14 protein-coding genes are annotated in these 16622 nt (G+C 42.2%); 12 read left to right on the plus strand and 2 right to left on the minus strand.

The features are described 5' to 3' along the window. Positions 1-43: 43 nt before the first annotated feature. Positions 44-1315 (minus strand): PLP-dependent aminotransferase family protein, encoded by a 1272-nt coding sequence (locus HT721_RS03935; RefSeq protein WP_173214087.1) that lies wholly within the window; start codon positions 1313-1315, stop codon positions 44-46. Positions 1316-1456: 141 nt separating this feature from the next. Between HT721_RS03935 and budA the strand changes: the two genes are divergently transcribed. The 10 genes from budA (at position 1457) to alaS (ending at position 12235) form a co-directional block, all read left to right on the plus strand. Continuing rightward, positions 1457-2188 (plus strand): acetolactate decarboxylase, encoded by a 732-nt coding sequence (gene budA, locus HT721_RS03940; protein ID WP_000360314.1) that lies wholly within the window; start codon positions 1457-1459, stop codon positions 2186-2188. A gap of 9 nt (positions 2189-2197) precedes the next feature. Continuing rightward, on the plus strand, positions 2198-2950 hold the full coding sequence (locus HT721_RS03945) for a YhfC family glutamic-type intramembrane protease (protein ID WP_173214089.1): 753 nt from the start codon (positions 2198-2200) through the stop codon (positions 2948-2950). 110 nt (positions 2951-3060) lie between these two features. Next, a complete protein-coding gene (gene murB / locus HT721_RS03950; protein ID WP_173214092.1) occupies positions 3061-3966 on the plus strand; it encodes a UDP-N-acetylmuramate dehydrogenase in 906 nt (301 codons plus the stop codon). A gap of 159 nt (positions 3967-4125) precedes the next feature. Continuing rightward, positions 4126-5283 carry an ABC transporter ATP-binding protein gene (locus tag HT721_RS03955; RefSeq protein WP_042750955.1) on the plus strand — a complete coding sequence of 386 codons (1158 nt, stop codon included), beginning with the start codon at positions 4126-4128 and terminating at the stop codon, positions 5281-5283. Beyond that, complete coding sequence (locus HT721_RS03960; RefSeq protein WP_000753801.1) at positions 5264-6070, plus strand: ABC transporter permease; 807 nt, start codon at positions 5264-5266, stop codon at positions 6068-6070. Before HT721_RS03955 ends, HT721_RS03960 begins: the two co-directional genes overlap by 20 nt. Further along, positions 6067-6840, plus strand: a complete 774-nt coding sequence (locus HT721_RS03965; protein WP_000712740.1) for an ABC transporter permease subunit — start codon at positions 6067-6069, stop codon at positions 6838-6840. The genes HT721_RS03960 and HT721_RS03965 overlap by 4 nt, the downstream gene beginning before the upstream one ends. Next, complete coding sequence (locus HT721_RS03970) at positions 6837-7907, plus strand: ABC transporter substrate-binding protein (protein WP_023939757.1); 1071 nt, start codon at positions 6837-6839, stop codon at positions 7905-7907. Before HT721_RS03965 ends, HT721_RS03970 begins: the two co-directional genes overlap by 4 nt. 159 nt (positions 7908-8066) lie before the next feature. Further along, complete coding sequence (locus HT721_RS03975; protein WP_023939759.1) at positions 8067-8600, plus strand: DUF5626 family protein; 534 nt, start codon at positions 8067-8069, stop codon at positions 8598-8600. A 509-nt stretch (positions 8601-9109) separates the two neighbouring features. Next, positions 9110-9595 (plus strand): LURP-one-related/scramblase family protein, encoded by a 486-nt coding sequence (locus HT721_RS03980; protein WP_173228992.1) that lies wholly within the window; start codon positions 9110-9112, stop codon positions 9593-9595. A gap of 21 nt (positions 9596-9616) precedes the next feature. Next, complete coding sequence (alaS, locus tag HT721_RS03985) at positions 9617-12235, plus strand: alanine--tRNA ligase (RefSeq protein ID WP_173228994.1); 2619 nt, start codon at positions 9617-9619, stop codon at positions 12233-12235. A gap of 195 nt (positions 12236-12430) precedes the next feature. Here the strand turns inward: alaS and HT721_RS03990 are convergent, their stop codons facing one another. Beyond that, complete coding sequence (locus HT721_RS03990) at positions 12431-13885, minus strand: alpha-amylase (RefSeq protein ID WP_173228996.1); 1455 nt, start codon at positions 13883-13885, stop codon at positions 12431-12433. Positions 13886-14063: 178 nt separating this feature from the next. Here HT721_RS03990 and HT721_RS03995 point away from each other — a divergent pair, with 178 nt between their 5' ends. Both HT721_RS03995 and HT721_RS04000 read left to right on the plus strand, forming a co-directional pair. Beyond that, positions 14064-14813 carry an ABC transporter ATP-binding protein gene (locus tag HT721_RS03995; protein ID WP_173228998.1) on the plus strand — a complete coding sequence of 250 codons (750 nt, stop codon included), beginning with the start codon at positions 14064-14066 and terminating at the stop codon, positions 14811-14813. After that, positions 14794-16428, plus strand: a complete 1635-nt coding sequence (locus HT721_RS04000) for a hypothetical protein (protein ID WP_173229001.1) — start codon at positions 14794-14796, stop codon at positions 16426-16428. Before HT721_RS03995 ends, HT721_RS04000 begins: the two co-directional genes overlap by 20 nt. The last annotated feature ends 194 nt before the right edge of the window (positions 16429-16622 follow it).

Here is a 16622-nt window from a genome sequence, read left to right on the forward strand (position 1 = left end):
TGAAGAGATTTTCGAAGAGTATAAGAAAAAGCAGAGTTGGAAGTCAGTCCAATTCTGCTTTTAAATAGTCTAAAACATTTTCCAGATTGTCTAAGGACACCTTGGCAAATTGATAAGGACAGGTGCTTAAATAGGCCTCTTCAAAGAAATCCAAGCCCAGTTGGCTGTGTTTGAGACTAGCAATTTTAGGATATTGTCTCAGGTCTAGTAATAAACCATCGTGAAGGGGATAATGAGGAAGGGGACAAGGAGTGTTAGCTAGTCTTTCCTCGATTTGCTTCTGGTGAGCTTCCTGATTGGACAAGCGAACCAGACGATTTTTCTCAAATAATTGACTGTCGATATAGAGTGATAAGGCCTTTTGCATGATGAGGTTGCTATCGTAGTCTAGGATATTTTTGTAGGCCACAAAGGCTTCCTTGATAGCATTTGGAAGGATGAGTGCTGTTATCCGCAAGGCTGGAAAGAGGCTGGTTGAGAAGGACTTGATATAAATGACGCGCTCTTCTGTATCCAGATAGTGGAAGGTTTGGCCCTTCTTGGAGTCCAAATCACCCAGATAATCGTCCTCTACGATATAGACACTATACTTGGCAGCTAAGTCAAGAATAGCCCGTTTGTCCTGCTCTGAATAGGAATGGCCTAGAGGATAGTGAAATCGAGGAATGGTATAGAAAAACTTAATTTTTCCTGTCTTGAAGTGTCGCTCCAGCTCCTTCAAGTCAATCCCATCAATGCCTCGTTCAATCGTTTGATGGTCCAGACCTTGAGCAATCAAGAGGCGATTCATTCGATGGTAGGTCGGTTGTTCCACCAAGATTTCCTTGGCTTGGCTAGGAAAGGAAATTTGAGAAAGGATAAAAAGGGCTTGTTGGGTTCCAGAGGTCAGTACCAGTTGGTCAGCCTTGCAGTAGAGGGCTTGGTCAAAGAGGAGTTGGTGAATGGATTGTCTTAAGTCTTCTAATCCTTCTTGGTTGTCATAGTAGTTGAAGAGGTAGTTTTCCCGGCCAATTAAGGTTTCATTGACACAGAGTCGGAAATCGTCATAGGCGCTGGCGTGTTCGTCCGTAACCTCAATTTCTAGGTCCTGGTGTTGCCCTTGTTCTAGGACATAGTAACCACTCTGGGGCTTGGCATAGAGGTATTGTTCGTGCCGTAATTCCAGCAGGGCTCGTTGAATGGTGTCCTTGCTGCAGTGAAAGTCAAGGCTCAGTTGACGAATAGAAGGCAGGCGGCTTCCCGTCGGAAATCGTCCAGACTCGATACTATTTTTCAGATAGGAAACAACCTCTTGGTACTTGCTTTGTTTCTTCATTCCAGACCTCCCTTGATTTTGTTACATTGTACCCTTTTTTTTCCTTCTTGGCAATGTCTAGAGTGTTTCTCTCGTTCACATCTAGGAGCAAATGTGGTATACTTAGGAGTAAGATTTATAGAATAACAGACAAGAAAGTGAATGGATAAGAACGTGCAGGAACCAGTGAAATTATTTCAATACAATACCCTTGGAGCCTTGATGGCTGGCCTTTATGGTGGTACTATGACAGTAGGAGAATTGCTAGAACATGGTGACCTTGGTTTGGGAACCTTGGATTCTATTGATGGAGAATTGATTGTCTTGGATGGCAAGGCCTATCAGGCCAAAGGCTCAGGAGAACAACCAGAAATTGTAGAAGTATCACCAGATGCCCTTATTCCTTATGCAGCAGTAGTACCACATCAGGCAGAGGTCATTTTCCGCCAGCGCTTTGAGATGACGGACAAGGAATTGGAAGAGCGAATCGAGTCTTATTATGATGGGGAAAATCTTTTCCGATCGATCAAGATTCGTGGGGAATTTTCGCATATGCATGTGCGTATGATTCCCAAGTCAACACCAGATACCAAGTTTGCTGAGGTAGCAACCCATCAACCTGAATATAGTCGTGACAATGTGGCGGGAACCATCGTTGGTTTCTGGACGCCAGAGATTTTCCATGGAGTCAGTGTGGCAGGCTATCATCTCCACTTCATCTCAGATGATTTGACCTTCGGTGGGCATGTCATGGACTTTGTCATCAAGGAAGGCATTATCGAGGTGGGAGCAGTTGACCAGTTGGACCAACGTTTCCCAGTCCAAGACCGTCAATACTTGTTTGCTAAGTTCAATGTTGACGAGATGAAAAAAGATATTGAAAAGGCAGAATAGGAGAAGAAAATGACCATTCATATTATCATTACCATGGTGCTGTTGCTAGCTTTTCTGTTTGGGAGCATTTGGTATGCCAAAAAGAAATACCAGATCAATTTAGCTGTCTTGGGCTTGGGGGCTGTTGCCTTCTTTGTCTCTTCACAGATTTTGGAAAAACTGGTGCATATCTTGGTTTTGCATCCTCAAAAAGACGGTAGTATTGCCCTCTTGCAGGATCATCCGCTTGTCTATATCATTTATGGTCTAGCCATGGCAGCATTTTTTGAGGAAACAGCTCGCCTTATTTTTTTCAAATGGTTGGAGAAAAAGAGAAGTTTGGAAAAGGCAGATGCCTTGGCCTATGGCTTGGGGCATGGTGGCTTGGAGTTGATTTTCCTAGGCCTTACTAGTTTGATCAATCTCTACATCGTTCTTTCGGCAGTTCAAACGCAAAATCCACAGATTATGCAATTACTGTCTGAAAATATGTTGAAAACCATCCAGTCGCTATCAATCTGGCAGATTTATTTGCTTGGTTTTGAGCGAATCTTGGCGCTAGGTTTCCAATTACTTTTGACAGTTTGGGTTTACCAAGCTATTCGCCAGAAGAAATGGATTTATCTCCTAGCAGCCTATGGCCTACATGCCTTCTTTGATCTGGCACCATCTCTAGTCCAAGTTGGCTGGCTGACAAATCCAGTCTTGGTTGAAGTGGTCCTAGCACTGGAGCTCGTTCTGGTTGCCTATGGAACCAAGGCAATCTTTTGTAAAAAATCATAAAAAGAGGGGAAACCTCTTTTTTGTTTAAAATAAGCCCAAGATTTTTTTAGGGTCGTCAAATGGTCTTAAAAATGGTATAATGGAATGAATTTTGTAAAAGGAAGAGTGACATGTCTGTAAGAGAAAAAATGCTTGAAATCTTAGAAGGAATTGATATCCGTTTTAAGGAACCCTTGCATAGTTATAGTTATACAAAAGTAGGTGGAGAGGCTGATTATCTGGTCTTTCCACGAAATCGTTTTGAGTTGGCTCGCCTTGTCAAATTTGCCAATCAAGAAAATATTCCTTGGATGGTTCTTGGAAATGCCAGCAACATTATCGTTCGTGATGGTGGGATTCGTGGATTTGTCATCTTGTGTGACAAGCTCAATAACGTTTCAGTTGATGGATATACCATCGAAGCAGAAACAGGAGCCAACTTGATTGAGACAACTCGCATTGCCCTTCGTCATAGTTTGACTGGCTTTGAGTTTGCTTGTGGCATTCCTGGAAGCGTTGGTGGTGCTGTCTTTATGAATGCCGGTGCCTATGGTGGCGAGATTGCCCACATCTTGCAGTCTTGTAAGGTCTTGACCAAGGATGGAGAAATCGAAACCCTGTCTGCCAAGGACTTGGCTTTTGGTTACCGCCACTCAGCCATTCAAGAGTCTGGTGCAGTTGTCTTGTCAGCTAAATTTGCCCTTGCTCCAGGAACCCATCAGGTTATCAAGCAGGAAATGGACCGTTTGACGCACCTACGCGAACTCAAGCAACCTTTAGAATATCCATCTTGTGGTTCGGTCTTTAAGCGTCCAGTAGGTCATTTTGCAGGTCAATTAATTTCAGAAGCTGGCTTGAAAGGCTATCGTATCGGTGGCGTAGAAGTGTCTGAAAAGCACGCGGGATTTATGATCAATGTTGCTGACGGAACGGCCAAAGACTACGAAGACTTGATTGAGTCTGTTATCGAAAAAGTCAAGGAACACTCTGGCGTTACTCTTGAGAGAGAAGTCCGTATTCTAGGTGAAAGCAAGTAGGAAGCTGTAGTTGAAAAGCTGCTGCTATGTCATGGAAAGGGGGTGAAAGCCTATCGTTAGTGCAGAAGAATGTAGGCAGTTCAATCTCCTACACGAGGTAGTAGCGGCCTGACAGAGCCCTGATCTGTTAATCTATGAAAAAGAAGGAATAAATGACAATTGAAAAAACCAATTATTGAATTCAAAAACGTCTCAAAAGTTTTTGAAGACAGCAACACTAAGGTTCTCAAAGACATCAACTTTGAGTTGGAAGAAGGGAAATTCTACACCCTTCTAGGCGCATCTGGTTCAGGGAAATCAACTATCCTTAACATCATTGCAGGTTTACTGGATGCGACGACAGGAGATATTTTGCTGGATGGTGTCCGTATCAATGACATTCCAACCAACAAGCGAGACGTCCATACAGTCTTCCAATCCTATGCCTTGTTTCCACATATGAATGTGTTTGAAAATGTTGCCTTTCCGCTCCGCTTGCGTAAAATTGACAAGAAAGAAATCGAGAAACGCGTAGCGGAAGTTCTCAAGATGGTTCAGTTGGAAGGTTACGAAAAACGTTCCATCCGTAAACTCTCTGGAGGACAACGTCAGCGTGTGGCTATTGCCCGTGCCATCATCAACCAACCCCGTGTGGTTTTGCTGGACGAGCCTCTGTCAGCGCTGGACTTGAAATTAAGAACAGATATGCAGTACGAACTGCGTGAACTGCAACAACGATTGGGCATTACCTTTGTCTTTGTCACTCACGATCAGGAAGAAGCCTTGGCTATGAGTGACTGGATTTTCGTTATGAATGATGGCGAGATTGTCCAGTCTGGAACACCTGTGGATATCTACGATGAGCCGATCAATCACTTTGTTGCCACCTTTATCGGTGAGTCAAATATCTTGCCAGGAATCATGATTGAGGACTACTTGGTTGAGTTCAACGGCAAACGCTTCGAAGCGGTTGATGGTGGGATGAAGCCAAATGAACCTGTTGAGGTTGTTATTCGTCCAGAGGATTTGCGGATTACCCTTCCTGAAGAAGGCAAGCTCCAAGTTAAGGTCGATACCCAGCTCTTCCGTGGGGTTCACTATGAGATTATTGCCTATGACGAACTTGGAAATGAATGGATGATCCACTCGACTCGCAAGGCCATTGTGGGTGAGGAAATCGGTCTGGACTTTGAACCAGAAGACATCCACATCATGCGTCTCAATGAAACCGAAGAAGAGTTCGATGCCCGTATCGAAGAATACGTGGAAATCGAAGAGCAAGAAGCAGGTTTGATCAATGCAATCGAGGAGGAAAGAGATGAAGAAAACAAGCTCTAAACTCTTTGTAGTGCCCTACATGCTTTGGATTGCACTCTTTGTCCTGGCACCCTTGGTATTGATTTTCGGCCAATCCTTTTTCAACATTGAAGGACAATTCAGTTTAGAAAATTATAAGTCCTATTTTGCGTCACAAAACTTGACCTACCTAAAAATGAGTTTCAACTCTGTACTCTATGCAGGAATTGTGACCTTTGTGACCTTGCTTATCAGCTATCCAACAGCCCTCTTTTTGACCCGTCTCAAGCACCGTCAACTCTGGCTTATGCTGATTATCCTGCCTACTTGGATCAATTTGCTCCTTAAAGCCTATGCTTTTATCGGGATTTTTGGTCAGAATGGCTCTATTAACCAATTCTTGGAATTTATCGGAATCGGTTCACAGCAATTGCTCTTTACCGATTTCTCCTTCATCTTTGTCGCAAGCTACATCGAGCTTCCCTTTATGATTTTGCCGATTTTCAATGTCTTGGACGATATGGATAACAATCTCATCAATGCCAGCTATGACCTCGGTGCGACCAAGTGGGAGACCTTCCGTCATGTCATCTTCCCTTTATCGATGAACGGCGTGCGAAGTGGAGTTCAGTCGGTCTTTATTCCAAGCTTGAGTCTCTTCATGCTGACCCGTTTGATTGGTGGGAACCGCGTTATCACCTTGGGGACAGCCATTGAGCAGAACTTCCTGACCAATGACAACTACGGTATGGGTTCAACCATCGGTGTGATTCTCATTCTGACCATGTTCATCACCATGTGGGTGACCAAGGAAAGGAGAGAACGATGAAAAAATTTGCCAATCTATATCTGGGACTGGTCTTTCTTGTCCTCTACCTGCCAATCTTTTACTTGATTGGCTACGCCTTTAATGCAGGCAACGACATGAACAGCTTTACAGGCTTTAGTTTGAGCCATTTTAAAACCATGTTTGGCGATGGTCGTCTCATGTTGATTGTGACTCAGACCTTTTTCTTGGCCTTTCTGTCAGCCTTGATAGCGACCATTATCGGGACTTTCGGTGCTATTTACATTTATCAGTCTCGTAAGAAATACCAAGAAGCCTTTCTTTCCCTCAATAATATCCTCATGGTTGCTCCTGATGTTATGATTGGTGCTAGCTTCTTGATTCTCTTTACCCAACTCAAGTTTTCACTTGGATTCTTGACAGTTCTTTCCAGTCACGTGGCCTTCTCCATTCCTATCGTGGTCTTGATGGTCTTGCCTCGACTCAAGGAAATGAATGGCGACATGATTCATGCGGCTTACGACTTGGGAGCCAGTCAATTTCAGATGTTCAAGGAAATCATGCTTCCTTACCTGACACCGTCTATCATTGCAGGTTATTTCATGGCCTTCACCTATTCGCTAGATGACTTTGCCGTGACCTTCTTTGTAACGGGAAATGGCTTTTCAACCCTCTCAGTCGAGATTTACTCTCGAGCTCGCAAGGGGATTTCGCTAGAAATCAATGCCCTGTCTGCCCTTGTCTTTCTCTTTAGTATTATCCTAGTTGTTGGATATTACTTTATCTCACGTGAGAAGGAGGAGCAAGCATGAAAAAACTCTATTCATTTTTAGCAGGAATTGTAGCCATTATCCTTGTCTTGTGGGGAATTGCGACTCATCTCGATAGTAAAATCAATAGCCGAGATAGTCAAAAACTGGTTATCTACAACTGGGGAGACTATATCGATCCAGAACTCTTGGAGCAATTCACAGAAGAAACAGGAATCCAAGTCCAGTATGAGACCTTTGATTCCAACGAAGCCATGTATACCAAGATTAAGCAGGGTGGAACGACTTATGATATTGCCATCCCAAGTGAGTACATGATTAACAAGATGAAGGACGAAGACCTTTTGGTGCCACTTGATTATTCAAAACTTGAAGGAATCGAAAATATCGGACCAGAGTTTCTCAACCAATCCTTTGATCCAGGTAATAAATTCTCTATTCCTTACTTCTGGGGAACACTGGGAATTGTCTACAATGAAACTATGGTCGATGAAGTGCCTGAGCATTGGGATGACCTCTGGAAGCCAGAGTATAAGAACTCTATCATGCTCTTTGATGGGGCGCGTGAGGTGCTGGGACTAGGACTCAATTCGCTAGGCTACAGCCTCAACTCCAAGGATACCCAGCAGTTGGAAGAGACAGTGGACAAGCTTTACAAGCTCACTCCAAATATCAAGGCTATTGTGGCGGACGAGATGAAGGGATACATGATTCAGAATAACGCTGCTATCGGCGTGACCTTCTCTGGTGAAGCCAGCCAAATGCTAGAAAAAAATGAAAATCTACGCTATGTGGTACCGACAGAAGCCAGCAACCTTTGGTTTGACAATATGGTCATTCCCAAAACAGTCAAAAACCAAGATGCAGCCTATGCCTTTATCAACTTTATGTTGAAACCTGAAAATGCTCTCCAAAATGCGGAGTATGTCGGCTATTCAACTCCAAACCTACCAGCCAAGGAACTGCTACCAGAGGAGAAAAAAGAAGACAAAGCCTTCTATCCAGACGCTGAAACTATGAAACACCTAGAAGTTTATGAGAAATTTGACCATAAATGGACAGGAAAATATAGCGACCTCTTCCTGCAGTTTAAAATGTATCGGAAGTAGGAGTTAGCAGTCACGAAACGAATCAGTTAGAGCTGGTTCGTTTTTTTAACTCTTTTTCTTTGCAATAACAATATTTTATGGTATAATGTAAGCGTAAACACAAACACAAGAAACTCTCTAAATATTCTATGCTTTTAAAAAAGATAGGAGGAATAAATCATGAAAAAGAAGTTTATGATTTTCTTAACAGCAGTTGCTAGTTTATTGTTTTTAACAACATTTTCAACTACAAAGGCAGATGAAAATATTGACAATAACGGTAGTTATGAAACAAGAACATCTTTAGTAATGAAAGTCGGGGATTCTGCTACACAAGTATTTACAGATAATTCTGGGGAAGAAAATGTAATTACCGTTACAAAGGTTGCTGACAGACCTAGAACCAGTTTTAGATGGGCACAAGTTGGTAGTGAAAAAGCTAGTAACGGAACTTATCATATAAGTTACAGACGCGGGATATTTAACTGTGGCTTCTATATCACAATAGATACTCGTAACATTACCAGCGCATATGATTTATGGTATTTCCATCTAGTAGGCACAAACTCCGCAAATTTAGTGCATGAAAGTAATAGGAGAGCAACAGCATATTTCACATTTCAACTCAGTGTTCCTTGGATTAACGGCCCAAGTTGGGACGGAGCTCTTCGAGCAGAGCTCGACGCAGACTATCTAGTTACACTGGTGAAGTAAAATGGGAATGTTTGGTTTGATGACAGTCGCTCTTACTATAACTCTCTTTCTAATCATCATTTTTTTAATAGTAAAAAATCTTAAGAAATAAACAATTTAAAATATTTAGAGAGCAGATAAAGACACCAAAATTAAATAATTTGGTGTCTTTTATTATGAAATATTCAAAAACTTGGGATAAAAGTTGGGATAAAAAGAAAAATGGCAGTAAGAAAAAGTATATTCTGAAAAAGTAATCTGAGATGTAGGGAATGGGTTATTTAAATAGGAATCATTTCCAGTTGACGCAAACTTAAAAAAACGTTATAATAAGAAAGTTGAGAATTGATTTTCTCTTGTCTTAGTCCAGAGAAATGGCGGTGCTGCGAGCCATCTAAGCTAGAAAGTCATGCTACTCAATTTAACAATTGCATAAGAACAAGAGAATGACAAGTTCATTGAATGAAGGTGGTACCGCGGTTTTTCGCCCTTCGTGATATGAGCTTGTCTTTTGATTTTTGGAGGTGTTGATGAAAACATTTCTTGTCAAACAAAAGTTTCGTCTTGGAGGCGAACGCTTCGCTATCAAGGATGACAGGGGAGAAATCGCCTATCAGGTGGAGGGATCATTTTTTAAGATTCCCAAAACTTTTACCATCTATGATGTGGCTGGTGAACAAGTCAGTCAGATCAGTAAAGAAATCTTGACCTTGCTTCCTCGTTTTGAGATTCAGCTTAGGGATGGCTCGAGTTTTGTCATTCGTAAGAAGTTGACCTTCTGGCGAGATAAGTATGAGTTTGATAATCTAGGTCTTCGTATCGAGGGCAATATCTGGGATTTGGATTTCAAATTGCTGGATGATCGCGATCAGCTGATTGCGGAAATTAAGAAGGAACTCTTCCATCTGACCTCTACCTATACCGTAACGGTTCTTGAGGATGCTTATGCAGACCTAGTCATTTCCCTCTGTGTCGCGATTGACTATGTGGAAATGCTGGAAAGCCAATCACATTAAACAAGTAAATAAGGAGACAATATGAAACAACTATCTAGTGCACAAGTCCGCCAAATGTGGCTTGATTTCTGGGCGACCAAAGGTCACTCAGTAGAACCATCAGTGAGCTTGGTTCCTGTAAATGACCCTACACTTTTGTGGATCAACTCTGGGGTAGCAACCCTTAAGAAATACTTTGACGGGACCATCATTCCTGAAAATCCACGTATTACCAATGCCCAAAAAGCCATCCGTACCAACGATATCGAAAACGTAGGGAAGACTGCACGTCACCATACCATGTTTGAAATGTTGGGGAACTTCTCTATCGGGGATTACTTCCGTGATGAAGCTATCACTTGGGCTTATGAGCTTTTGACAAGCCCAGAATGGTTTGACTTCCCAGCTGAGAAACTTTACATGACTTACTATCCAGATGATAAAGATTCTTACAACCGCTGGATTGAAGTGGGAGTGGATCCAAGTCACTTGATTCCAATCGAGGACAACTTCTGGGAGATCGGTGCTGGGCCTTCTGGACCTGATACAGAAATCTTCTTTGACCGTGGAGAAGCTTTTGATCCAGAAAATATCGGTCTTCGCCTTCTTGCAGAAGATATCGAAAACGACCGTTATATCGAAATCTGGAACATCGTTTTGTCACAATTTAACGCAGACCCTGCTGTTCCTCGTAGCGAATACAAGGAATTGCCACACAAGAACATTGATACGGGCGCTGGTTTGGAGCGTTTGGTGGCCGTTATCCAAGGTGCTAAGACTAACTTTGAAACAGACCTCTTCATGCCTATTATTCGTGAAGTGGAGAAATTGTCTGGTAAGATCTATGACCAAGATGGCGACAACATGAGTTTTAAAGTTATCGCTGACCACATCCGTTCTTTGTCATTTGCCATCGGTGATGGTGCCCTTCCAGGAAATGAAGGTCGTGGTTACGTCCTTCGTCGTCTTCTCCGTCGTGCTTCTATGCATGGTCAAAAATTGGGAATCAACGAGCCTTTCCTTTACAAACTCGTTCCAACCGTTGGAAAAATCATGGAAAGCTACTACCCAGAAGTACTTGAAAAACGTGACTTTATTGAAAAAATCGTTAAGAGCGAAGAAGAATCATTTGCACGTACCCTTCACTCAGGTCAACACTTTGCCCAAGGCATTGTAGCTGACTTGAAAGAAAAAGGTCAATCTGTCATTGCTGGTTCAGATGTATTTAAACTTTACGACACTTATGGATTCCCAGTTGAATTGACTGAAGAAATCGCTGAAGAGGCTGGTATGACTGTAGACCGTAAAGGTTTTGAAGCAGCTATGAAAGAACAGCAAGAACGTGCGCGTGCATCAGCCGTCAAGGGTGGCTCAATGGGTATGCAAAATGAAACCCTTCAAAACATCACTGTAGAAAGTGTTTTCAACTACAATGCTAGCCAATTGTCTTCTAAATTGGTGGCTATCGTGGCTGACAATGCAGAAGTAGAAGCTGTGTCAGAAGGAACTGCCTCACTTATCTTTGCGGAAACGCCATTCTACGCTGAAATGGGTGGACAGGTCGCTGACCACGGACAAATCTTGGATGAGTCAGGTAAGGTTGTGGCTACTGTAACAAATGTTCAAAAAGCACCAAACGGACAAGCTCTTCACACTGTTGAAGTCCTTGCACCGCTTGCCTTGAACCAAGAATATACCTTGGCAATTGATACAAATCGTCGTCACCGTGTTATGAAAAACCACACTGCGACTCACTTGCTTCACGCTGCTCTTCACAACATTCTTGGAAACCATGCGACACAAGCAGGATCTCTTAACGAAGTTGAATTCCTTCGCTTTGACTTTACCCACTTCCAAGCAGTAACTGCTGAAGAATTGCGTGCGATTGAGCAGCAAGTCAACGAAAAAATCTGGGAAGCTCTTGAAGTGAAGACAGTTGAAACGGATATTGACACTGCCAAAGAAATGGGAGCTATGGCCCTCTTTGGTGAGAAATACGGCAAGGAAGTCCGTGTCGTGACTATCGGTGACTACTCTATCGAGCTTTGTGGTGGTACTCACGTTGGCAACACTTCTGAAATTGGTCTCTTCAAGATTGTCAAAGAAGAAGGGATCGGATCAGGAACTCGCCGTATCTTGGCTGTAACTGGTAAGGAAGCCTTTGAAGCCTACCGTGAACAAGAAGACGCTCTTAAAGCCGTCGCAGCAACCTTGAAAGCACCTCAAGTCAAGGAAGTGCCTCATAAAGTAGAAGGACTTCAAGAACAACTTCGTCAATTGCAAAAAGAAAATGCTGAGTTGAAGGAAAAAGCCGCAGCTGCAGCCGCAGGAGACATCTTCAAGGATGTTAAGGAAGTCAACGGTCACCGTTACATTGCTAGCCAAGTTTCTGTATCAGATGCAGGTGCTCTTCGTACCTTTGCGGACAACTGGAAACAAAAAGACTACTCTGATCTTCTTGTCCTAGTTGCCGCTATCGGTGACAAAGTCAATGTCCTTGTAGCAAGCAAGACAAAAGACCTTCATGCAGGAAACCTTGTCAAAGAATTGGCACCAATCGTCGATGGACGTGGTGGTGGTAAACCAGACATGGCCATGGCAGGAGGAAGCAACCAAGCTAAAATCCAAGAATTGTTGGATGCAGTAGCAGGTAAATTGTAATCAAGTAATACTCTCCGAAAATCTCTTCAAACAATGTCAGCTTCACCTTGCCGTACTCAAGTACAGCCTGCGGCTAGCTTCCTAGTTTGCTTTTTGATTTTCATTGAGTATAAAGATCTATCCATTTGGGTAGGTCTTTTTTGTGAATAGAAAAAAGCCAAATCCGATTGGATCTGACTTAATAATCATTGGCAATTAGATTGTATTGGCTGCCCAGACACTTACCGAAGCAGTTGAGACAGGGAATTGTCCATAACCTTCCTCATCAATTGTAACTTGACCTTGGTGGTTTTCAAGTAGATCTACAAAGGTTTGGTTAGCCCATTCTTGGCCGACAAACATTGATTTGCTGTTTTCTTGGTCATTTGAAATCAATACTGCGATTGGGGATTGATTTTCAGCACCTGAGCGTACCCAACCGATACAGTTAGCATCATCAAAGTAGTCATTTTGTTCTCCATAGGCCAAATCTTTTCGGATGAGTAGGAGGCGGTCAAGAACTTCTTTGAAATCTTGTTGAGCATACTGCCCTGAAATCCCATAGTAGTCTCCGTAAAAAACACATGGAAGCCCATCTTGGCGTAACAGAATGAGGGCATAGGCTGCTGGTTTAAACCATTCTTCAACGGTAGACTCAAGAGCCTGACCTCGTTGTGTATCGTGGTTGTCGACAAAAGTCACAGCCTTGTCAGGCTTGAGTTCAACCAGGCTATCTGTGAAAATACCACGAAGGTCATAGTTGGAACCTGCTCGGCTAGCATCAAAGAGATTCTGGTGGAGACGAACATCGACAAGGTCAAAGCGTTCTTCCGTTTTTTCAAGATAGTCTAGATTGGCTTCCTTGTCAGGATTCCAGAATTCACCAAAAACATAGAAATCATCACCATATTTTTCCTTCATATCTCGGATGAAATTGCGCATGAAGAAGGAGTCAATGTGCTTAACGGCATCCAAGCGGAAACCAGCTACACCAGTCGTTTCCATGAACCAATCAGCCCAGTCATAGATATTTTGGATGACTTCAGGATGTTTAAAGTCTAGGTCGGCATACATGAGGTAGTCGTAGTTACCGTTTTCGTTATCGACCAATTCCTCGTTGGCCCAGCCCTTATTGTCCCCTTGGATCAGATAAATCCCAGACTTTCGGCGTTTTGCATCGTAGTCTGTACCTGTGAAGTGGTACCAGTGCCAGTGGAAGTCATTGTAGGTATCTTGGCGACCATCAAAGGTAAAGCTAGTCCAGCCATTGATGGTGAAGGGGTCTCCAAGTTCAACCGTACGGTCTACAGGGTCCACTTCGATGACCTGAAAGGCTTCCATGTGATCGGCAGCAGCCTTATGGTTGAGAACTACATCGGCCATAGGTTGAATTCCCTGTGCTTTAAGGGCTTGAATGGCTTGAAGATAGTCTTCTTTGAAACCATACTTGGTGCGGACAGTCCCTTTTTGGTTGAACTCTCCTAAGTCAAATAAATCATAGACCCCATAACCTACATCTTTTTCATTGGTTGCCTTAAAAGCTGGTGGCATCCAGACGTGGCTAATCCCCAGATGAGCTAGGTGTGGAGCATCTTCAGCCAGATGCGTCCAGTGCTGACCGTCATGGGGCAGATACCATTCAAAGTATTGCATGAGTGTTTGATTTTGCATGATGTTTCCTCTTACTTGTGAATCTTGTTCTTTATTCTATCATAAAGTATCTCTTGGCGCAAACGTTTGCGTAAGATAGAAGGAAACTATTGTATCTACTTAAAATAAAGTATTGATTTTTTTGTATCAAAGTGCTAGTATAATAGTATGTAATATAGATAAAGATAGGAGTCATCCCATGATTGAATTTCAAAATGTTAGTAAGTTGTATGGTGATAAAGAGGCCTTGAACAATCTCAATTTGCAGATTGAAAATGGGGAGATTATGGGCTTGATTGGCCATAATGGTGCTGGGAAATCGACCACCATAAAATCCTTAGTCAGTATCATTTCGCCCAGCAGTGGTCGTATTTTGGTAGATGGTCAGGAGTTATCGGAAAATCGCTTGGCTATCAAACGAAAGATTGGCTACGTTGCAGACTCGCCTGACTTATTTTTACGTTTAACGGCCAATGAATTTTGGGAATTGATCGCCTCATCCTATGATCTGACTAGCTCTGACTTGGAGGCTAGTCTAGCTAGGCTATTGAACGTTTTTGATTTTGCTGAAAACCGCTATCAGGTTATTGAAACTCTTTCTCACGGAATGCGTCAGAAAGTCTTTGTCATCGGAGCACTCTTGTCCGATCCCGATATTTGGGTTTTGGACGAACCCTTGACTGGTTTGGATCCCCAGGCTGCCTTTGATTTGAAGCAAATGATGAAGGAGCATGCGCAAAAAGGCAAGACAGTCTTGTTTTCAACCCATGTCCTAGAGGTAGCTGAGCAAGTCTGTGATCGGATTGCCATTTTGAAAAAGGGGCATTTGATTTATTGTGGTAGTGTAGAGGACTTGAGAAAAGACCACCCAGACCAGTCTTTGGAAAGTATCTACCTTAGTCTTGCTGGTAGAAAAGAGGAGGTTGCGGATGCGTCTCAAGGTCATTAAAAAATTAGTTGATATCAATATCCTCTATTCATCTCAAGAAGCTAATCTGGCTAACCTACGAAAGAAGCAGGCTAAGAATCCTGGGAAAAAAGTAAATGTTTCCGCTAGAGTCCTAAGTTCTTACATTTTTTTCAGTCTCTTGATGCTCATCTTTTTTAGTATTATAGCCATTCATTTTCCTTTTGAGGAAATGCCTATTTATTTTAGTTTCATGGTTGCTATTTTACTAGTGGTTGCCTTTTCAACTTCTTTCACTGCCTTTTACAATGTCTTTTATGAGAGTAAGGACTTGGCATCTTATAGGCCCTATGCTTTTAAAGAATCAGAGATTATAATCGCTAAAGGACTGTCTGTTCTCTTGCCAGCTCTAACTGGAATTTTACCAATCCCAGCTTATTTTCTAGCCCTTTACATTAGGCTAGCTCCTTCTCTTTGGCTGGGCTTGCCTTTGATGCTACTGTCCTTGGCCTTATTATTTGTCTCTGTGACTCTAGTGATGATAGTGGCAGTACATTTCTTGGCTCAGACTACGGTCTTCAGAAAGTATCAGTCTATTTTTGCCAATGTGATGATTGGGATAGGAGTTCTCATACCTTTAATATTTGTCCTCTTTCTACAGTCGACTTTTGGAAGTATTGTTGACAAAGTTAGAGACATTCCATTTCTCCTTTATCCTCTTCATATCTTTTACAAAATAGCAGTGGAGCCTTTTTCGACAGAAGCCATACTGGGTCTGCTCGCTTGGATAACTCTAACTGTCTTCTTACTTTACCTGACCAAAAAGAAGGTTCTTCCTCATTTTTATGACGTGATTCTGCTTAACAGTGAGGAGAAGGTCAAGAAAGAACGTCGCAGTAAGGAGAGAATTTCAACTACTAAAAAGGGATTTTTCCGTATGGTTTTACGCTACCACCTCACCCTCTTGGGACAGGGGACTGGCGTGATTACAGTGCTTTTTACAAGTGCTTTCCTTCCTTATCTCATGATGATTGGTCTGATTTCCAAAATCCGAGATTCTCAGATAGTTCCAGACATTCATCCTCCATACTGGTTACCCTTGTTTTTTGTAGCTCTCTTTATAGCAGTTGTCAATAACAATATCACCAGCCTGCATTCAATTGCCTTGTCCTTGGAGAGGGAAAATGTTGATTTTCTTAAGAGTTTACCCTTTGACTTTGCTCGTTATGTGAAAGTGAAATTTTGGATTATATTTGCTGTCCAGTCCTTTTTACCAGTTCTGACTTTACTTGGTCTTTCTCTATATCTAGGCTTGCCCATCCTTTCGATGATTTACCTTCTTGTAGTTTGGATCCTTGCCAGTGTCATCCTTTCTTGCCACCATTACCTTAAGGACGTGAAAAATTTGTCAACCAATTGGAGTAACATTACGGACCTGGTGAACCGTTCAAATCGTATAGTAGCAATTGTTTTGATTTTGGTTTATAGTGCAATCTTAATGGCCCTTGTAATAGGGAGCTTATTCTTGGTTCAGTCTCTCGCCCCTGTCCTTGCCATCAGCTTGGGAGTAGGAGTTCTTATCCTCTTGCTTGCTCTTGCTATTTTTGGCTATCATTACTACCTGTCACGCATATTGGCAGAAATAGAAAAAAGATGAGATAGTTGGTCGCTTGCTTGATAAATTCAATTCGACAAACGCTTTTATAGTTTGTTAGAATGTAGTTATAAATGATTAAGATTGGTAATCAAAAATATAGAGAGGAATGTTTTGAATAAGAAATATAATCTAGTTCTATTTTTGTTGTTTATAGTTTATTTATTTGGATATTTTTCAATTTCAAAAACGTTAAT

The sequence above is a fragment of the Streptococcus sp. 4094 genome, assembly GCF_013277125.1.
Classification (GTDB): Bacteria; Bacillota; Bacilli; order Lactobacillales; family Streptococcaceae; genus Streptococcus.

What these genes read in the sequence shown, in the direction of transcription:
- HT721_RS03935 (WP_173214087.1), bottom strand. Translation starts at nt 1,315, where the DNA reads ATGAAGAAACAAAGCAAGTACCAAGAGGTTGTTTCCTATCTGAAAAAT.
- budA (WP_000360314.1), top strand. Translation starts at nt 1,457, where the DNA reads ATGGATAAGAACGTGCAGGAACCAGTGAAATTATTTCAATACAATACC.
- HT721_RS03945 (WP_173214089.1), top strand. Translation starts at nt 2,198, where the DNA reads ATGACCATTCATATTATCATTACCATGGTGCTGTTGCTAGCTTTTCTG.
- murB (WP_173214092.1), top strand. Translation starts at nt 3,061, where the DNA reads ATGTCTGTAAGAGAAAAAATGCTTGAAATCTTAGAAGGAATTGATATC.
- HT721_RS03960 (WP_000753801.1), top strand. Translation starts at nt 5,264, where the DNA reads ATGAAGAAAACAAGCTCTAAACTCTTTGTAGTGCCCTACATGCTTTGG.
- HT721_RS03965 (WP_000712740.1), top strand. Translation starts at nt 6,067, where the DNA reads ATGAAAAAATTTGCCAATCTATATCTGGGACTGGTCTTTCTTGTCCTC.
- HT721_RS03970 (WP_023939757.1), top strand. Translation starts at nt 6,837, where the DNA reads ATGAAAAAACTCTATTCATTTTTAGCAGGAATTGTAGCCATTATCCTT.
- HT721_RS03975 (WP_023939759.1), top strand. Translation starts at nt 8,067, where the DNA reads ATGAAAAAGAAGTTTATGATTTTCTTAACAGCAGTTGCTAGTTTATTG.
- HT721_RS03980 (WP_173228992.1), top strand. Translation starts at nt 9,110, where the DNA reads ATGAAAACATTTCTTGTCAAACAAAAGTTTCGTCTTGGAGGCGAACGC.
- alaS (WP_173228994.1), top strand. Translation starts at nt 9,617, where the DNA reads ATGAAACAACTATCTAGTGCACAAGTCCGCCAAATGTGGCTTGATTTC.
- HT721_RS03990 (WP_173228996.1), bottom strand. Translation starts at nt 13,885, where the DNA reads ATGCAAAATCAAACACTCATGCAATACTTTGAATGGTATCTGCCCCAT.
- HT721_RS03995 (WP_173228998.1), top strand. Translation starts at nt 14,064, where the DNA reads ATGATTGAATTTCAAAATGTTAGTAAGTTGTATGGTGATAAAGAGGCC.
- HT721_RS04000 (WP_173229001.1), top strand. Translation starts at nt 14,794, where the DNA reads ATGCGTCTCAAGGTCATTAAAAAATTAGTTGATATCAATATCCTCTAT.